Annotated in this window: 18 protein-coding genes; 5 read left to right on the top strand and 13 right to left on the bottom strand. The window is 35.3% G+C overall.

Translation table 11 applies throughout. The features are described 5' to 3' along the window. Positions 1-18: 18 nt before the first annotated feature. Positions 19-2,652 (top strand): valine--tRNA ligase, encoded by a 2,634-nt coding sequence (locus ACEN25_RS12265; RefSeq protein ID WP_441803179.1) that lies wholly within the window; start codon positions 19-21, stop codon positions 2,650-2,652. Positions 2,653-2,736: 84 nt separating this feature from the next. On the opposite strand, the gene ACEN25_RS12260 is transcribed toward ACEN25_RS12265, so the two are convergent. The 7 genes from ACEN25_RS12260 to rsfS form a co-directional block, all read right to left on the bottom strand. Further along, positions 2,737-4,356: a S41 family peptidase gene (locus ACEN25_RS12260; protein WP_441803178.1), complete on the bottom strand. Its 1,620-nt coding sequence runs from the start codon at positions 4,354-4,356 to the stop codon at positions 2,737-2,739. Between the two features lie 29 nt (positions 4,357-4,385). Further along, a complete protein-coding gene (locus ACEN25_RS12255; protein WP_441803177.1) occupies positions 4,386-4,658 on the bottom strand; it encodes an acyl-CoA-binding protein in 273 nt (90 codons plus the stop codon). Between the two features lie 6 nt (positions 4,659-4,664). Beyond that, positions 4,665-5,318, bottom strand: a complete 654-nt coding sequence (locus tag ACEN25_RS12250; RefSeq protein ID WP_441803176.1) for a phosphatidylserine decarboxylase family protein — start codon at positions 5,316-5,318, stop codon at positions 4,665-4,667. Continuing rightward, on the bottom strand, positions 5,308-6,111 hold the full coding sequence (locus tag ACEN25_RS12245) for a phosphatidate cytidylyltransferase (RefSeq protein WP_028377602.1): 804 nt from the start codon (positions 6,109-6,111) through the stop codon (positions 5,308-5,310). The genes ACEN25_RS12250 and ACEN25_RS12245 overlap by 11 nt, the downstream gene beginning before the upstream one ends. Before the next feature lies 1 nt (position 6,112). Then, positions 6,113-6,727 carry an LUD domain-containing protein gene (locus ACEN25_RS12240; RefSeq protein WP_441803175.1) on the bottom strand — a complete coding sequence of 205 codons (615 nt, stop codon included), beginning with the start codon at positions 6,725-6,727 and terminating at the stop codon, positions 6,113-6,115. A gap of 104 nt (positions 6,728-6,831) precedes the next feature. Next, entirely contained in the window at positions 6,832-8,817 is a 1,986-nt protein-coding gene (ftsH, locus tag ACEN25_RS12235) for an ATP-dependent zinc metalloprotease FtsH (protein ID WP_441803174.1), read from the bottom strand. A gap of 9 nt (positions 8,818-8,826) precedes the next feature. Next, positions 8,827-9,198: a ribosome silencing factor gene (rsfS, locus tag ACEN25_RS12230; RefSeq protein ID WP_028377605.1), complete on the bottom strand. Its 372-nt coding sequence runs from the start codon at positions 9,196-9,198 to the stop codon at positions 8,827-8,829. Positions 9,199-9,282: 84 nt separating this feature from the next. On the opposite strand from rsfS, the gene ACEN25_RS12225 reads away from it, so the two are divergent. Then, the gene (locus tag ACEN25_RS12225; RefSeq protein ID WP_441803173.1) at positions 9,283-10,011 is read left to right on the top strand and encodes a biotin--[acetyl-CoA-carboxylase] ligase; all 729 of its coding nucleotides are present in this window, start codon (positions 9,283-9,285) and stop codon (positions 10,009-10,011) included. On the opposite strand, the gene ACEN25_RS12220 is transcribed toward ACEN25_RS12225, so the two are convergent. Continuing rightward, positions 10,008-10,400, bottom strand: a complete 393-nt coding sequence (locus ACEN25_RS12220) for an SRPBCC family protein (RefSeq protein ID WP_441803172.1) — start codon at positions 10,398-10,400, stop codon at positions 10,008-10,010. The genes ACEN25_RS12225 and ACEN25_RS12220 overlap by 4 nt on opposite strands. A gap of 41 nt (positions 10,401-10,441) precedes the next feature. After that, complete coding sequence (pyrE, locus tag ACEN25_RS12215) at positions 10,442-11,089, bottom strand: orotate phosphoribosyltransferase (protein ID WP_441803171.1); 648 nt, start codon at positions 11,087-11,089, stop codon at positions 10,442-10,444. Between the two features lie 7 nt (positions 11,090-11,096). Here pyrE and ACEN25_RS12210 point away from each other — a divergent pair, with 7 nt between their 5' ends. After that, positions 11,097-11,720 (top strand): NUDIX hydrolase, encoded by a 624-nt coding sequence (locus ACEN25_RS12210; RefSeq protein ID WP_441803170.1) that lies wholly within the window; start codon positions 11,097-11,099, stop codon positions 11,718-11,720. On the opposite strand, the gene ACEN25_RS12205 is transcribed toward ACEN25_RS12210, so the two are convergent. Genes ACEN25_RS12205 through ACEN25_RS12195 form a run of 3 tightly spaced genes read right to left on the bottom strand, consistent with a single transcriptional unit; the run spans position 11,691 to position 14,732 of the window. Further along, positions 11,691-13,445, bottom strand: a complete 1,755-nt coding sequence (locus ACEN25_RS12205; RefSeq protein ID WP_441803169.1) for a M14 family metallopeptidase — start codon at positions 13,443-13,445, stop codon at positions 11,691-11,693. The two genes, ACEN25_RS12210 and ACEN25_RS12205, sit on opposite strands and share 30 nt — an antisense overlap. 51 nt (positions 13,446-13,496) lie before the next feature. After that, the gene (locus ACEN25_RS12200) at positions 13,497-14,168 is read right to left on the bottom strand and encodes a uracil-DNA glycosylase family protein (RefSeq protein ID WP_441803168.1); all 672 of its coding nucleotides are present in this window, start codon (positions 14,166-14,168) and stop codon (positions 13,497-13,499) included. Then, a complete protein-coding gene (locus ACEN25_RS12195; RefSeq protein WP_441803167.1) occupies positions 14,169-14,732 on the bottom strand; it encodes a thioredoxin family protein in 564 nt (187 codons plus the stop codon). A 128-nt stretch (positions 14,733-14,860) separates the two neighbouring features. Here ACEN25_RS12195 and ACEN25_RS12190 point away from each other — a divergent pair, with 128 nt between their 5' ends. Together ACEN25_RS12190 and ACEN25_RS12185 are read left to right on the top strand one after the other, a co-directional pair. After that, positions 14,861-15,166, top strand: coding sequence for a phosphoribosylpyrophosphate synthetase (locus tag ACEN25_RS12190; protein WP_441803166.1), 306 nt, complete (start codon positions 14,861-14,863; stop codon positions 15,164-15,166). Further along, positions 15,166-15,504, top strand: coding sequence for a tRNA-binding protein (locus ACEN25_RS12185; protein ID WP_441803165.1), 339 nt, complete (start codon positions 15,166-15,168; stop codon positions 15,502-15,504). Before ACEN25_RS12190 ends, ACEN25_RS12185 begins: the two co-directional genes overlap by 1 nt. A 154-nt stretch (positions 15,505-15,658) precedes the next feature. Here ACEN25_RS12185 and ACEN25_RS12180 read toward each other — a convergent pair whose 3' ends face one another. Beyond that, positions 15,659-16,033, bottom strand: coding sequence for a DUF779 domain-containing protein (locus ACEN25_RS12180; RefSeq protein ID WP_441803164.1), 375 nt, complete (start codon positions 16,031-16,033; stop codon positions 15,659-15,661). Positions 16,034-16,040 lie beyond the last annotated feature (7 nt).

The following is a 16,040-nucleotide window of genomic DNA, read 5'->3' as shown; positions in this document are numbered from 1 at the left end:
ACAAAAATTAGACCAAGAATGGCATTAGCTTCAAAATATAGTTCAAAAGACGTAGAACAAAAGTGGTACGACTACTGGATGAAAAATAATTTTTTTCACTCAGAGCCTAATGAGAAAGAACCCTATACCATAGTGATACCACCACCTAATGTAACGGGAATATTGCATATGGGGCATATGCTAAATAATACCATTCAAGACGTTTTAATACGCAGAGCACGACTTAAAGGCTTTAATGCGTGTTGGGTGCCAGGTACAGATCACGCCTCTATAGCTACTGAAGCTAAAGTTGTAGCAAAACTTAAGGCAGAAGGTATAAATAAAAGTGACCTTACCAGAGAAGAGTTTTTAAAACATGCCTGGGAATGGACAGACAAATACGGAGGAACAATATTAGAGCAGCTTAAACGCTTAGGTGCATCTTGTGATTGGGAGCGTACACGTTTTACGATGGATGACACGATGTCTGCAAGTGTGGTGCAAAGTTTTATAGATCTTTACAATAAAGGGCTAATTTACCGAGGGCATCGTATGGTGAATTGGGATCCTGAGGCAAAAACAACCTTGTCTGACGAGGAGGTTATTCATGAAGAACGTCAGGGGTTTTTATATTATTTAAATTATAAGCTAGAAGGTAGTGATGAGGTTTTAACTATAGCTACAACACGACCTGAGACAATTTTTGGAGATACCGCAATTTGTATAAATCCCAATGATGAGCGTTTTGCGCATTTACGCGGTAAAAAAGCAATTGTACCTATAGCAAATAGAGTTATACCTATAATTGAAGATGAATATGTTGATCTAGAATTTGGTACCGGTTGCTTAAAAGTCACTCCTGCACATGATGAGAATGATAAAATGCTGGGGGATAAACATAACCTGAAGGTCATCGATATTTTTCACGATGATGCGTCTTTAAATTCCTTCGGAATGCATTATGAAGGAAAAGATCGTTTTGTAGTTCGTGAAGAGATTGTAAAAGAACTTAAAGATCTGGGTGCTCTGGTTAAGACCGAAAGTCACATAAACAAAGTAGGTACTTCAGAACGCACAAAAGCGGTAATTGAGCCTAAGCTTTCAGATCAATGGTTTTTGAAGATGAAAGACCTGGCAGAACCTGCAATTAAAGCAGTATTAGAGACCGAAGAGATAAATCTTTTTCCGAAGAAATTTGACAATACCTACCGTCACTGGATGGAAAATATAAGAGATTGGAATATCTCGCGTCAATTATGGTGGGGACAGCAAATACCGGCGTTTTACTATGGTAACGGTAGAGAAGATTTTGTAGTAGCTAAAAATATTGAAGAAGCTTTAGTTTCCGCGAAAGCGAAAACTGGAAATGATACCTTAACCCTTGCAGATTTAAAACAGGACGAAGACGCTTTAGATACTTGGTTCTCTTCCTGGTTGTGGCCAATGAGTGTTTTTGACGGTGTGGCAAATCCAGATAATGAAGAATTTAAATATTACTATCCTACAAATGATCTAGTTACCGGTCCAGATATTTTATTCTTCTGGGTAGCACGTATGATTATGGCAGGGTATGAGTATACGGGTGAGAAACCATTTACAAATGTGTATTTAACAGGTCTCGTACGTGATGCAGAGCGCCGTAAGATGTCTAAATCATTAGGTAATTCACCAGATGCGATGATGCTTATTGATAAGTATGGTGCAGATGGTGTGCGGGTAGGGCTATTATTGAGTGCTTCTGCAGGTAATGATTTGCTTTTTGATGAAGATTTATGCCAGCAAGGTAAAGGCTTCATTAATAAAATATGGAATGCTTTTAGACTTATAAAAGGTTGGGAAGTTGATGCAACTATAGAACAACCTGAGGCTAGTCTGAAAGGTTTAAATTGGTATGCAGAGCGTTTTAAAGAAGCCGGTGTTGAGATTGAAGACCATTTTAGCAAATACCGTATAAGTGATGCATTAATGGCTACCTATAAGCTAGTTTGGGATGATTTCTGCAGTTGGTTGTTAGAAATTGTAAAACCTGAATATGGTAAACCTATTGATAAGAAAACTTATGATATGGTGATTGATGCTCTAGAAAACAATCTGCGCATTTTGCATCCGTTTATTCCTTTTGCTTCTGAAGAAATATGGCAGAATATAACAGCTCGTACGCCAGACGAAGCATTAATTATAAATTTATGGCCAGAAGTTGAAGCCGGAGATAAGGAGTTGTTAAATGATTTTGACCTGGCGACTCAAGTAATAACAGGAATTCGTGCCATACGTAAAGAGAAAAATATATCGTTTAAAGAAGAATTAGAACTTTATGTAATGAATACGGAAGGCTTTACAGATCGTTTTAATGGTATTATTAAAAAGTTATGTAACCTTTCAACTATTGAAGCTACAACGGTTAGTAAAGACGGTGCTCTGTCTTTTAGAGTAAAGGCAAATGAATATTTTATTCCGCTAACGGGAGCTATAGATGTTGAAGCAGAAATCGCTAAAATTGAGGAAGAATTAAACTATACCCGAGGGTTTATAAATTCGGTAACTAAAAAATTATCAAATGAGCGTTTTGTAAGTGGTGCACCAGAGCAGGTGGTAGCAATTGAGCGTCAAAAACAAGCAGATGCACAGTCTAAAATCGATGCCTTAGAAAAGAGACTTGCAGCTTTGAAATAGAATTAAATCTTAGAATAAATAACTAGTTAATCAGGAATATATTTAGCAACAAGCTTAATGTATTCCTTTTTTTTATTACACTATTTATTCATTGGCAATCTCAATAGCTTTCTCTAAAATTTCATCACGGCCGTGTTTTAATCCGTTAAGGGTTTGTTTGACTACCACATCTATTTTCACACCATTTCTTTGACTTTCTGTACTATCCGGGTAAATAACTCCATTGCCAGACATTTTAGTTTTAAATCCGCCGAGATAATCAAATTTGACAACATCTCCATCTGCGCCAGCTGTTTGATTGCCAACTGTTACTACATTATCTGCTGTTTGAAATGCCATAGTTGTAAATTCAGAAAGACTTAAAGATCCTTCATTTACCAATACTATAACTTTACCTACAAACGCTTTTTTACTACCATTTGTCCTTAAATTAGTTTTGACAAATCTCGAAGGATAGTTTATATCGGGACAATAATATGTGGCGAAATGTTTCTTTTCTTGATTTAAGTATTCAGAAAATTTGTAATAAATAAACGAGGGGTAGTTTCTTAAATCAATTATTAGTGCGGTCTTATTTTTAAACGATTTAAAAATATCTTTAATGTCATCTTCTTTAACATTAGCCATATTAATATAACCTATCGCATCGCTTATAGATTTTGATTTAATCGATTTTGGATTGCTCCTGTAATTAAAATCATCAAAATCGTATCTTTTTGATTTAATGGTTCTAACAGAATTATTTCTGTTAATCGTTAAACTAATAGTATCTTCTAATCCCTTAAATATTTTGATGTATGCAAGTTTGAATTTGATATTAGAATTTGAGCCTGCAACATATTTGAGATTCTTCTGTGCTTCATTTTGAACATCTATATCATTCAATTTTAAAATGACATCTCCTAGCTGCAAGTTGTTGAGTTTAGCTAGAGAGTCATTATAAAAACCTGAAACAACCGCTTTACTGTCTATATGTGAAATTTTGATAGGTAGGTATTTTGACTTTTCTTCTGAAAATGTTATTGAGGCGTGGGTATCATCTAATTTTGCGATAAGTTCTTGTAAGACTAAGTGATATTCTTTTTTATTAGGGGTATTTCTTATTTTAGGGATCATTTCTTTCAAAACGGAATCCCAGTTTTGATCTGTTAAGTATTTATAAGGATAGAAGTATTCAATTATATTCCAGTATTTAAATAACCCCAACAGGCGATATTCTTCACTAGGATAATCAAAATTTTTATATTCTGGCTCATTAGTAACTTTGATATTACCAACAGGTTGTTTTTCTACATAAAAGTGATCTCCTTGATTTCTATTTTTCTCTATATATTTAAGTTTTAGGGAGAGTGATTTATTAAAATAGACGGAGTCTTGCGTCCATGATAAATCAAAATTCTTATCTAAATAAATGGTATTAGAATCACATTGTTTGCATCTTTCAATAACTCCCAAGCTCTCAATCCAATTTAGATAAACTTGAGATAGTGATTCCTTATCTGTAGCTTTTAAAACTATAGGGAGTTGTTTTATAAACTCTTGATCCCAATTGTATTTACCACTACTTACCTCGGGATGATAATATTTGAGAAATCCGTAAATTTTTGCAAATGATGCTAATTTTTCAGTTTCTGAAATAGTTTCTTGAGCATTCAAGAAATTAAATACAAATACAAATAATAAAAGCGAAATTGTTTTTTTCATAAGAGTAGCAGCGAAAAAAACAATGTAAATTAATCAACTATATATTTAGCCACAAGCCTAATGTATTCCTTTTTGGCTTCAGTAGCCGAGAGGCCTTTAATTTGAATTAAAGCATTGTATTTAAAGGCACTTCTGAGATCATTTTCCTTTAAATTTTCTACAGGAATAAGTTTGCTTTTATGATTGCCTTTTTTATAATAGGCGTAAAGTAATAACTGAATATCTGGTGGTAGTGCAATCTTTGTATTACTGGCTCTTTCAGCAGCATTCTGAAAATCTTCATCCAATTTTTCTTTACTCAAAACGATTTACTTAAGAGTTGCTATTATACTTTGTGAACCCTTAACCTTCTGATTTAATTTTACAGTTAAAGGTGTGCCTATGGGTAGGTAAATATCTACACGTGAGCCAAATTTTATAAAGCCACTGTCTTCGCCTTTTATAGCATCATCACCTTCTTTAGCATAATTTACAATACGCTTTGCCAGTGCACCGGCAATTTGTCTATAAAGTACGTCGCCAAAACTTGTTGAGCGAACTACAACAGTTGTGCGTTCATTTTCTTCAGAAGCCTTAGGATGCCAGGCAACAAGATATTTACCGGGATGGTATTTGCTATAAACTACTTTTCCGCTAACGGGATATCGCGTAACGTGAACATTTAGAGGAGACATAAATACGGAAACCTGCAGACGTTTTTCTTTAAAATACTCTTTTTCAAAAACTTCTTCAATTACTACAACTTTACCATCTACTGGAGAAACAACATCTTCTGTACTAACATCGGCAATTCTGCCCGGATTTCTAAAAAACTGTAGAATTAAAAGTAAAAATACTACTAAAGTTGCGTAGCAAACGTATTGAAGCCAAACAGGAGAAACCCAAGTTTGCGTACTTATAAAACCTATTGCTACGATTACAATCGTAATTATAATAATTGTGTAACCTTCTTTATGAAACATATTCAAAAACAATTAAAACCAGATAAATAAAAGGACTCGCAAATAATATACTGTCTAAGCGGTCGTACAGACCACCGTGTCCGGGCATTAACGTACCGCTATCTTTAACACCGGCTTCGCGTTTTAATTTAGATTCTATTAGATCTCCAAAAGTTCCTAAAGTGCTCATAACCACAGCTAGCGAAAGCCAAATATTAAAATTAAGGCTTCCGGTAAATTTATGAATAAAATAACTGGCAATACAAGCGAAAACAAGGCCTCCAAAAAAGCCTTCGATGGTTTTCTTAGGAGATATACTTGGAAACAGTTTATGTCTTCCAAAACTCTTACCTACGATATAAGCAAAAGTGTCATTTGTCCATATTAAAATAAAAAGACCGGCAACGGTATATGGAGAAAATTCGTCTCCGTGAGAAGGAAGCAGGGTTAGAAATACAAAACTTGAAATGATGTAAAAAATAGTTATATGTAATTTCTGAAGCTTTCCATACTTTCTAATCTTTTCACTAAATAAATTTTTCATTAAGTAAAGACCGGTAGCTACCGTAAATCCCAATAGAATTAAGGTGGTGATCTTTGATACTTTGTAATAACTAAAAAAAAGTATAAATGCTATTAGAATGAGGTAAGTGTACCAGAACTGAAAACCTATTAATCTAAGAAACTCCCGTAAGGTTATAATGCCAAATAGTAAGAATAAAAGTATATACCATTTTTCAGAGTAGAGAATTGAAAATAGCAGTATAATGACATACAAAAGGCCGGAAAGTGCTCTTACAGTAAGTTCGCGCATACTATAAATCTTCTAGTAGCAATAAATACAGATTTTTTGCACTGCTACCGTAAGACATAAAATCTTTAGGACCCTCTTTAGGTTCAAAGTTTTTTATGGTTGTAATATTGGTAGGTATATAACCGGTATTTTTCTTTTTAATACCTCTAAGACCTTCACCAATACTATTTACAATCTGGCTGGTTGTTGCAAAAATCACAAAATTTTGAGGGAGCTCTTTTAGCTTTTTCTCCTTAATTTGGTTGGAGGAGATAAGTAAACTACCATCATCTGCAATTAAATTTTCACAGGTCGAAAGCATAAATTTTGACTCGGTTTCGGTGCCGTACTTCAAATTGTAGTTAGTGAAGAGATTTTCTAACTTCTCATCAAGGCAATATACATCTTGCTCATACCAGTCGTTTTCCAGTAAGATATTGTCAAAACTTTCATGCACTTCTTCCATATCTACACAGTATAAAAATTTACCGCCATTTAATATGAAATGTTTTGTAAAACGCTCATCAGCAGGAGCGCTAACATCTGGCATATATTTACCGCGCTCAGATTTTGAGGTTCCTGGCTTATCAGATTCTTCTGAATTTTTCGGTTTAAAAATTTTATCGAAAATACTCATAAATGAGTGTGTATGCTTATGTTATATGGTGTTTATCAAATATAAAAAATCTTAACTCAACAAAGCGTTAAGTTAAGATTTAAAATTTTTGGCACCAGAGTAATTTAATTCTCGCTTACAGGAAGTGTATTTTCCTGTATCTGTTGTTCAGTGCCTTCTGGTTTATCATAAGGGCGCTTTCCAAATATTTTTTCTAAATTATCTTTGAAGATCACCTCCTTATCTAGTAGTACGGCAGCAAGCTCATTTAGTTTGTCTTTGTTTTCTTCAAGAATAGTTATAGCTCTTTGATATTGCTCTTCAATAATTTTTGAAATTTCTTTATCAATTAATTCAGCTGTTTTTTCGCTATAAGGCTTACTGAAGTTATATTCATTTTGACCTGAAGAATCATAATAAGTTAAGTTACCAATGGCATCATTTAAACCGTAGGTAGTAACCATCATACGGGCTTGCTTCGTTACTTTTTCAAGATCACTTAATGCTCCTGTAGAAATTTTATCAAAAGTAACTTTCTCAGCGGCGCGACCACCCATAGCGGCACACATCTCATCAAGCATTTGCTCAGGGCGTACGATTAAACGCTCTTCAGGTAGATACCAGGCAGCTCCTAAAGAGCGACCCCGAGGTACAATAGTTACTTTAACTAAAGGTGCTGCGTGTTCAAGCATCCAGCTTACCGTTGCATGACCCGCCTCGTGAAAAGCAATTGCTTTTTTCTCTTCTGGAGTAATAATCTTATTTTTCTTTTCAAGACCACCTACAATACGATCTACCGCATCTAAAAAGTCTTGACGGCCTACTGCAGTTTTTCCCTGACGTGCAGCGATTAGAGCAGCTTCATTACAAACATTGGCAATATCAGCTCCCGAGAAACCTGGAGTTTGCTTTGCCATAAATTTTGTGTCAAGTTCATCTGCAACTTTTTTAAGTGGTCTTAAATGCACTTCAAATATTTCTTCACGTTCACGTACATCAGGAAGATCTACATAGATCTGACGGTCAAAACGACCTGCACGCATAAGTGCTGTATCCAAAACATCTGCACGGTTTGTTGCAGCAAGTACAATAACATTTGTATTTGTGCCAAAACCGTCCATTTCGGTTAGAAGTTGGTTAAGTGTATTCTCACGTTCATCATTAGAACCGCTAAAATTTGCTTTTCCTCGCGCTCTACCTATAGCATCAATCTCATCAATAAAGATTATAGCAGGAGATTTTTCCTTAGCCTGTTTGAATAAATCTCTAACACGAGAAGCACCTACACCCACAAACATCTCAACAAAATCTGAACCGGAAAGTGAGAAAAATGGAACTTTAGCTTCGCCGGCAACAGCTTTAGCTAATAAAGTTTTACCTGTTCCCGGAGGTCCTACAAGCAATGCTCCTTTAGGAATTTTACCTCCTAAGTTAGTATACTTATCTGGGTGCTTTAAGAAATCTACAATCTCCTGTACTTCTTCTTTTGCGCCTTCAAGACCTGCAACGTCCTTAAAGGTTGTTTTAACATCTATTTTCTCGTCAAAGAGTTTTGCTTTAGATTTCCCAATATTAAATATCTGACCACCTGCACCACCTGCACCACCAGATGACATTCTCTTCATGATGAATATCCAGATTCCTATAATAATTGCTATAGGTAAAAGTGTGATTAATATATCACCCATTATATTACTATCTGGAGGCAGTACCTTTCGAGAAATATAGATTCCCTGATTTTCTTCGATCTTTGAAAGTTGATCTGTTAAATCCTCTAGAGTAGCATATCTATATTCATAATTAGCGCCAGAATCAGAACTCAATAACGACATTCCGTTATCTGTTGGTTTAGCGTGAATTTCTTTCTTAGCAGCCTCTTCGGTAAGGTAGATGTATGCGATTTGCTTAGATTTATTAATATCTATACGCTTAACATCACCATCTTTAGCGAAGGTCATTAATTGATTCTCAAGTATCTCTTTAGGATTACCATAGTCAGAACTACTGCTAAAAAAATTTAATGCTAAGAAAACTAGAATTATTGCGGTATATATCCACCAGGCACTAAACTTAGGTTTATTAGGAGCCGGCTTTTTTGATTTATCTGCCATCTATGTGTTTTAATAATTTGTTTCGATTGATGTTACTTTGGCATCTCCCCAAAGGCTTTCAATGTCATAATATTCTCTAATGTGTTTTTGGAAAACGTGTACAACAACATTCACATAATCCATAAGCACCCATTCAGAATTTTGCAATCCTTCTACATGCCATGGTTTATCTTTAATTTTCTTGCTTACCGTTTTTTGAATTGAATTTACAATGGCAGAAACCTGAGTGTTTGACGTACCATTACAAATGATAAAGTAGTCGCAAACCATGTTTTCTATTTCCCTAAGGTCTAATATATCAATATCTTGACCTTTTACCTCTTCAATCCCTTCTAGAATAGTTGTTATTAGTAGATCTGTACTTACTTCTTTTTTGGCCATTAAATCTTTTTTAGTCTGACAAAGTTATTACAAATTTGTCTGATAGTGTTTTTTGTAATAACATTTAAGCTATTCATTTATTTCATGAAGATAGTCAAACTTAATGCCACAACCTCAACTAATACCTACTTGCGGGCATATACGAGAAAGCTTGACATTGAGGATGACACGATCGTGTGGGCCACTGAGCAAAGTGCAGGTAAGGGGCAACGCGGTGCATACTGGGAATCTGAGAAAGATAAAAACCTCACTTTTAGCGTGTTTAAAAGGGTTGAAGGACTGCGTGTAGATAGACAATTTTATATTACGATGGCAACATCTTTAGCTATTTATGAAGCGCTTCAACAATTGGGAATTAATCAACTTTCTGTAAAATGGCCTAACGACATATTGGCAGGCAGATCTAAAATTTGCGGAGTGCTCATTGAAAGTGTTATTCGCAATGGTCTTTATGCTGTGATTATTGGCATAGGAATTAATGTTAATCAAAAGATTTTTACACGTGCACCCAGAGCGACTTCAATACTTCTAGAGACCGGGAAATATCATGAGCCAGAGGAAATTATGAAGATATTAATCTCAAAATTTTATCATTACGTTGATTTAATTACAAATGGTGATTTAGCATTACTTAAGGCAGAATACGAGTCTAAACTCTTTAGAAAAGATAAAGCTTCAACCTTTGAATTACCCAACGGTGAACTTTTTACCGGCATCATTAAAGAAGTATCTAAAACAGGAAAGCTCATCCTCCAGGTAGAAGATGAGCTTTTAAAAGAATTTGATCTTAAAGAACTTAAGTTACTTTATTAAATGTTTTGTAAGTTGTCTGTAAGTGTTTGAATAAATTTTGTGATAGGGGCTTTAATCATCATAGACATCATCGCGTTAAACTCTCCTTTAAATTCAAAATAAGCTTCACTACTTTGATCTGTTAGTTCTTTAATGTTCGCAGTTAGGGTAAATGGAAGTTTTTCACTCGCAGCACCCAATACTACTTTATTAAAGGGGACACTGTTTTTTAATTCTAAAACAATATCAGGCATTCCTTTCAAAGCAAATAAGAAGCGTTTATCACTTAGGATTTCAAATTTACTAATGCTATCTGGCATCAATTGTTTATAATTGTTGACATCATTTAAAAAAGCAAATAGTTCTTCAGGGCTTTTGTCAATTGTTTTTTTAGGGCTTTCTATAAACATAGTTATGTATTAAACTGTAATATAAGTTTAGTTATTATTAATTATACCGCTGCCTCCCAGGTGTGTGGAGAGAGACGCCATGATTGCAATGTAAGTTTTTCTTTTTCAGAAATGTATCGTGTATCTAATGCCTGCTCAAGTAAATGCTCGTAGTCGCTTAAAGTGTACAGATCTAAATTATAGTTTTTAAAATTTTCAAGAGCTACATCAAAACCATAAGTAAAAATGGCAAGCATTCCTTTAACGTTAGCACCAGCTTCTTTTAGAGCATCAACAGCCATAAGACTACTTTTCCCTGTGCTTATAAGGTCCTCAACCACAATCACTGTTTGTCCAGAATCTAATTTACCCTCTATTTTATTTTGTCTTCCGTGTTTTTTAGCCTCAGGACGTACATATACAAATGGTACATTTAGATAGTCTGCAACCAGCATTCCTATACCTATTGCTCCTGTTGCTACACCTGCAATTACATCTGGTTTCCCATACAAATGTTCAATTTGCTGCGCAATATTCTCACGTAAGTAGTTGCGTATCTGGGGGTAAGAGAGTGTGATGCGGTTATCGCAATAAATGGGAGACTTCCAACCGCTAGCCCAGGTGAAGGGATTTTGTGGTTGTAATTTAATTGCATTAATTTGCAATAACAACTCAGCCGTTTTTTTGGCTGTTTCCTTTTTTAAAATCATGGTACAAATGTATAAAGTTTTTGTAAATGATGTGCCCATTATACTTTCAACTGAAAAGTATATTGGTGCAAATTACACATCAATTCCTTTAAAACGTGCAAAAATTAAAAGCATTATTAAACAAGTAAATCTAGGTGATCTTACGCACATAAATTTGTACCACCCCAAAGGTGAAAAATTACTCAAGTTTTTAAAGAAAAAGCTCCCTTTGGTTATCGCCGGTGGCGGAATGGTTTACAATAAAAATTCAGAAATTTTATTTATTAAGCGCAATGGTAAATGGGATCTTCCTAAGGGCAAATTAGAGAAGAACGAGACTATTGAAGAGTGTGCCATACGTGAGGTTGAAGAAGAAACAGGATGTAAAGACCTGGTTTTAGGTGAACACATTACAACTACCTACCATATCTTCAAACGCAATAATAAATTTAAGTTGAAGGAAACCTACTGGTATAAGATGACCACAACTTTTGAAGGTGCTCTAGAGCCACAACCTTCTGAAGGGATAAAAAAAGTGTGTTGGAAAAATTTTGAAAAATCTCAAAAGGCACTTTCTAAGTCTTATGAAAATATAAAACTCCTGTTCCCTAAAGAATATTTACTACTCAACCCTAAAGATCGGGTAGCGTAGATGCGCTTTTTCATAATTAGGAGATTTCTTATGAAGCCATTCTAATTGAGCATACCAATTTTTACTGAAATCTTTATCTACCTGTTTTTTAGTTTCAAACTCTTGTTTTAAGTCTGGATTACCATCAAGCAATTCCTGAGCTTTGTCTTCCCATACGTAAGGAGAAAAACCTTCTTTTTGCTGTAAAATAGTGTCAAAATAATTCCAGTTAAAAAACGAGTCAACGGCTGTAGGTTCTAATGTCTCTAATAAGTAGCGTAGTCCTGATTGCGCGGTCTCTACCAAATAATCTCCTTTTCTAAAATTGATGTTTTCTGTGCTTTTGTCAACCTGTGTTGCTGAATGTAGATAATGACCTTCATAAGGTGTAGATCGTGTGCTATAATCTGCAATATGATAAACAGTAACCGCCATTGAAGTGTCTTTTTTTATGGTGGTGTATCTAATTTTATTTTCTCTAAGACGTGTGATTATATCACTGTAAGCTTGGGGAACAATATACATTTTAGGAATTGTGATCGAATCAGTTGGTTTTATATAATTGTAATAGGTCACTTCTTTAGAAAAAGGAGCTTCCCGATCATATTTTAAACGGTCTAAACCGGTTACGGTACTTGTAATCTGCTTGCCTTCAAAACCTTTAAAATCAAACATTGTAGTTCTTGAGCTGTCTATAGTGAAGTTAGTAACATAGTGTTTACCGCTGTAGTTTCCGCTTTTATAAAGAGAATCAATTTCAAAACGCATTTTTTTGATCCTGGCAGCATCTTTAGATGCGATGTTTAGCATGGCTTTCATAAGTTCATAAGTACCTTCAACTCTAGGCTTGTAAGGTTTAAGCATATGTGTTTCTACCATCATTCCTAAAGTATTCCATAAGGTAGTGTAGCCTGTTGAATATCTTGGGTAATCCATAAACTGAGAAAAGCCGGTTTCAGGAACTTCATTAAAAACATTAACATAAGGAGTAATAGGCCAGCCATTTGCTTCTAACTCTTTTTCTAACTGTGGATGCATCTCTGTGTTTAGATACGCACCTAGTTTTCCTCCAAGTTTGTTGTGTTGCGTAAATAAATGGGTTAGTACATACTGGTAATCTGCACCATTACTCACGTGGTTATCTATGAATACATCGGGATTTATTAGGTGATAGACTTCAGCGAAACTGCGTGCATTTTTTGTGTCGGCTTTTATAAAATCTCTATTTAGATCATAATTACGCGCATTACCTCTAAACCCGTATTCCTCAGGGCCATTTTGATTAGTGCGACTAGTATTGTTGCGATTAAGGGCTCCTCCCACATTGTAAACAGCAATGGCTCCAACCCAAATATTTTCAGGAGTTTTTATTTTTCCACTAGCTAAATCCCTCATCATCATCATTGTAGCGTCTATACCATCTGGCTCACCGGGATGAATACCATTATTTATAAGCACTCGTAATGCATTCTTATTTTCAGAAAATTCAGACTCCAGACTTCGGTCAGGATTGTAGGTGATAAGTGTTAATGGAAATCCGCTATCTGTCTCACCTATCTCGTAGGTTTTTATAGCAACATATGCAGAATCTAGCTGTTTGTAGTAAGATATTACATCAGCATATTCAGGAGTTTGTGTCCCTTCGCTTTTTTCAAATTGAGTTTCTAAATCAAAATCTTCGGGTTTTGGTTTCTCAGCACAGGCAATAAGTGCAACCACTATAAAACTGAATAGATAAATTTTCATTTGATAATAGAATTAGAGATTTTAAAAATAAGAATAAATCTAAGTTTGAGATTAATCTATGGGTTCACGTGTAAAAAAGGGGCGGTATTGATTCACCCTAAAATCAAAAGTGGTAAATGAAGGATTTACATCTTTCTGTAATTGGTAAGCTTTCATACTCCCTATGGCTCTATTAGCAGCGCCCGAAGGAGCTGTAAGTGATACGGTTTTAATGCTTCGATTTTGAAGTTTGAATTGATGAATACGTGGTACAGTTGCAGAGACAACTTCTAATTTGATCCCGTATTCTTTTGCCTGTCGGCGAAAAAAATATTCAGGACCATTTTTACTGTTTCCACCGGTAAATAGTAAGGTGTTAATTTGCGAAAACTCATGGAGATAGCCCATCAAATCACGCAGTTCTACAGCCTGCATCCCGAGATCTGATGCATCAATTTTCTCGCGTTTTGCCGAAGCTACAATATCACAGACTCCAATTTTTTGTTTTTTGAGAAAATTGAGCCGTTGATCTATGGCAAATGTAGAATTGTCATAAATCAGATTAAGATTGAAGATATGATCAAGTATGGGCCATAACATTCCATTTTTACTTCCGTAGCAGAAATCTACATCCTCTTTTAAAAGTTCGCCTGTTGTAAAGCGTGGCGGTGGCAATGTTCCCACAATAAGTGTTGTGGCTTCTTCAAGATTAAATGGGAGATACGGGTGAATATGGTTAAACATTTAGTGGCTCTCTTTCCATTTTATACCACATCCCAGGCTTGGCTTTTGAAGTTCGTTTTGCTTGCGATTATTAAAGATATTATCTAATGCCTCTCTAAAATCTCTTCCGTTTACGGGGATGCCATTGCCGGGGCGGGAATCATCAAGCTGACCTCTGTATACCAATTTTAATGCTGCGTCAAACAAATAAAAATCTGGAGTACAGGCGGCATTATACGCTTGAGCAACTTCCTGACTCTCATCGTATAAATAAGGAAATGAATAATTGTATTTATGCGCAGTATCGCGCATTAGCCAGGGGCTGTCTTCTGGATATTTCTCAACATCATTACTGCTTATGGCTACAAAGCCAAAACCTAAAACCCGGTAATCATTTGCGATACGTACAATCTCATCATTCACATGTTTAACAAACGGGCAGTGGTTGCATAAAAACATAACAACCGTGCCTAGTTCTCCAGCCGCATCAACTAAAGTTACATATTTATTAGTTAGGGGGTTTAGCAAAGAAAAAAAAGGAGCGATGGTTCCTAATGGAAGCATATTAGATTGTGTTCTTGCCATAATGCGTGTAGGTTTTTAATATACCAGATTAGTAGTAAAAGGAGTATAAAGTTACAAATACTAAAGTTGTTTTAATTTTTTGGGTGCTCAGTAACCCCTTTGTAACTTTAAAATTAAATCTAATGATTATGAAAAATACATATAGTTCGCTTTCAGTAGCAATAGAAGATTTACAAGATAAAGGATACACGGTAGACTTTAACCTTGTAGATGAAGGTATCGAATCGAAGCACCTTAAAAAAACCTGGACGGCAGCTCAAATAGAAGTAGAAGAGGCTTTTAGATTTGAAGGGATGACTAACCCCGGTGATAATAGTGTTCTCTACGTAATAAATACAAAAAGTGGAGAGAAAGGGTTATTAGTAGATGCTTACGGTGCATACAGTGGTCAAATTTCTCAAGAAATGATACAAAAATTGAAAATTGAATACTAATGCAAAATGATCTCAGTTGGTCAGAATTTGAGCGCGTCGAAATGCGTGTAGGTACAATCTTAACAGTTAGTGATTTTCCGGAAGCTAATAAGCCGGCATTTCAATTGCAAATTGATTTTGGTGATAGTATAGGAATTCGTAAAACTTCAGCTCAAATAAAAGCCAAATATGAGCGTACTGAATTAGTAGGTAAGCAAGTAGTTGCAGTAGTTAATTTCCCAAAGAAACAGATTGCTAATTTTATGAGCGAGTGTCTTATTTTAGGAGCTGTTGATGGTAGTGCTGTAACTTTACTAAGTCCTGATCTTCCTGTTGAAAATGGATTACGCATAGGTTAGTCTTTGCGATAGCGATAGCAGCGGCATCCTTTTTTGAGCCTGTGGCGAAAAAAAGATACAGCGAATAGCGCGGTGCTCTAGCAATCGCCAAAAAACTAAAAAACCCACAATTTTACTAAAATGTGGGTTTTACTATTTTTATATACCAATTATTCTAATGTTCTCCACTACGCGTAGGACTGAGATCTTGCGCTTCTTCGGCAGTATATAATCTGGATTTGATTACAAAGCGTATTCCTAAAGGAATTTCTAAAGAAAAGCTAGAACCTCTTCCCGGAGTGGTATCTATAGTTAACTGAGTATGTTTCCAATTTTCAAATTGATCTTTAGACATAAAAAAATCGCATCCGTGTACGGTTCCCAGATAGACATCAGTTTCATTAATCATAAGATCACCTTTAGGAAAACACATAGGTGAGGAGCCGTCGCAACAGCCGCCACTTTGATGAAACATTAACTCACCGTGCTGCTCTCGTAATTGATCTATAATTTTTTTTGCTGCCGCTGTGGCAGATACACGTTCTGTCATAGGTTTT

Source organism: Leeuwenhoekiella sp. W20_SRS_FM14, assembly GCF_052119605.1.
Classification (GTDB): domain Bacteria; phylum Bacteroidota; class Bacteroidia; order Flavobacteriales; family Flavobacteriaceae; genus Leeuwenhoekiella.
This window is presented reverse-complemented; position numbering and strand designations above follow the sequence as displayed.

Coding starts and splice junctions, on each gene's coding strand:
- ACEN25_RS12265 (WP_441803179.1), top strand. CDS start 19: ATGGCATTAGCTTCAAAATATAGTTCAAAAGACGTAGAACAAAAGTGG.
- ACEN25_RS12260 (WP_441803178.1), bottom strand. CDS start 4,356: ATGAAAAAAACAATTTCGCTTTTATTATTTGTATTTGTATTTAATTTC.
- ACEN25_RS12250 (WP_441803176.1), bottom strand. CDS start 5,318: ATGTTTCATAAAGAAGGTTACACAATTATTATAATTACGATTGTAATC.
- ACEN25_RS12245 (WP_028377602.1), bottom strand. CDS start 6,111: ATGCGCGAACTTACTGTAAGAGCACTTTCCGGCCTTTTGTATGTCATT.
- ACEN25_RS12240 (WP_441803175.1), bottom strand. CDS start 6,727: ATGAGTATTTTCGATAAAATTTTTAAACCGAAAAATTCAGAAGAATCT.
- ftsH (WP_441803174.1), bottom strand. CDS start 8,817: ATGGCAGATAAATCAAAAAAGCCGGCTCCTAATAAACCTAAGTTTAGT.
- rsfS (WP_028377605.1), bottom strand. CDS start 9,198: ATGGCCAAAAAAGAAGTAAGTACAGATCTACTAATAACAACTATTCTA.
- ACEN25_RS12225 (WP_441803173.1), top strand. CDS start 9,283: ATGAAGATAGTCAAACTTAATGCCACAACCTCAACTAATACCTACTTG.
- ACEN25_RS12220 (WP_441803172.1), bottom strand. CDS start 10,400: ATGTTTATAGAAAGCCCTAAAAAAACAATTGACAAAAGCCCTGAAGAA.
- pyrE (WP_441803171.1), bottom strand. CDS start 11,089: ATGATTTTAAAAAAGGAAACAGCCAAAAAAACGGCTGAGTTGTTATTG.
- ACEN25_RS12210 (WP_441803170.1), top strand. CDS start 11,097: ATGTATAAAGTTTTTGTAAATGATGTGCCCATTATACTTTCAACTGAA.
- ACEN25_RS12205 (WP_441803169.1), bottom strand. CDS start 13,445: ATGAAAATTTATCTATTCAGTTTTATAGTGGTTGCACTTATTGCCTGT.
- ACEN25_RS12200 (WP_441803168.1), bottom strand. CDS start 14,168: ATGTTTAACCATATTCACCCGTATCTCCCATTTAATCTTGAAGAAGCC.
- ACEN25_RS12195 (WP_441803167.1), bottom strand. CDS start 14,732: ATGGCAAGAACACAATCTAATATGCTTCCATTAGGAACCATCGCTCCT.
- ACEN25_RS12190 (WP_441803166.1), top strand. CDS start 14,861: ATGAAAAATACATATAGTTCGCTTTCAGTAGCAATAGAAGATTTACAA.
- ACEN25_RS12185 (WP_441803165.1), top strand. CDS start 15,166: ATGCAAAATGATCTCAGTTGGTCAGAATTTGAGCGCGTCGAAATGCGT.
- ACEN25_RS12180 (WP_441803164.1), bottom strand. CDS start 16,033: ATGACAGAACGTGTATCTGCCACAGCGGCAGCAAAAAAAATTATAGAT.